Consider the following 830-nt stretch of genomic DNA (forward strand, 5'->3'; position numbering starts at 1 on the left):
GGCGCCTGCTGCTGGCCGCCCCACGGGCCGCCCTGCTGCGGTCCGCCCTGCGGATACCCCTGTTGCGGGTAGCCCTGCTGCGGATACCCTTGCTGCGGGTAACCCTGCGGCGCGCCGCCCTGGTTGCCCCAGGCGCCGCCCGCCCGCTGCTGCGGCTGCGGATCCTGGCGCTGCGAACCGCCGCCGAAGATGCTCGACAGGAACCCGCCGCCACCCGAGGATTGCGGCTGCGCCTGTTGCTGGCGGGCCTGCTCGAGCTGCTGGTTGAGGCTCTTGATCGCCTCCTCCTGCACGTAGATCAGCTGCGCCATCGCGTAGGGCGCATAGGGCTGGGCCCTGAGCTTGTCGGCAATGAAGCGCTCGGCATCCGCGTCGCGGGGCTGGCTGGACGCCTGCTCGAGCCGCTGGAAGATGCCGGAGATGACGTCGCGTTCTTCGCTGTTCATGGAGTCGTCCTCCTCGAATCGAACCCGCGGCATCGTGCGCCGCATGGACCGGTTCCAAGATGGGGAGCACGCCCGAGGTTTGTCAGGGGCGGCGAAGAAATCTTCGCCGTAGGACGATGCGATCGTGCGACGAAAAAAGCCCGGCCTTTCGGCCGGGCTTCTCGGGTCGGGTCGAACCGCGGCTCTGGGCGAGCCGCGGCGGATCCGGCAGGTCCTAGTACGAGCCGAACTTGTAGTTCAGGCCGGCGCGCACGACAGCGAACTCGGTGCTGTTGTTGCGGTTCAGGCCGCTCTGCACGACGGTCACGCCCGGCGAGGTCAGGGTCACGGTGCCGGTCGAGTTGGAGGCGAAGGCGCCGTTGTTGCGGCCGCCCTGGTCGAGGT

Annotated in this window: 1 protein-coding gene and 1 pseudogene; both read right to left on the reverse strand. The window is 69.2% G+C overall.

The annotated features are described in order from the left end of the window. The coding region (locus tag FV230_RS28835) for a DUF2076 family protein (RefSeq protein WP_147844789.1) at window positions 1-446 on the reverse strand (446 nt) is incomplete at its 3' end. A gap of 214 nt (window positions 447-660) precedes the next feature. Beyond that, a pseudogene (locus tag FV230_RS31135) lies at window positions 661-830 on the reverse strand (porin family protein); the annotation flags it as partial.

Origin of the sequence: Methylobacterium sp. WL6, assembly GCF_008040095.1 — a bacterium.
Classification (GTDB): domain Bacteria; phylum Pseudomonadota; class Alphaproteobacteria; order Rhizobiales; family Beijerinckiaceae; genus Methylobacterium.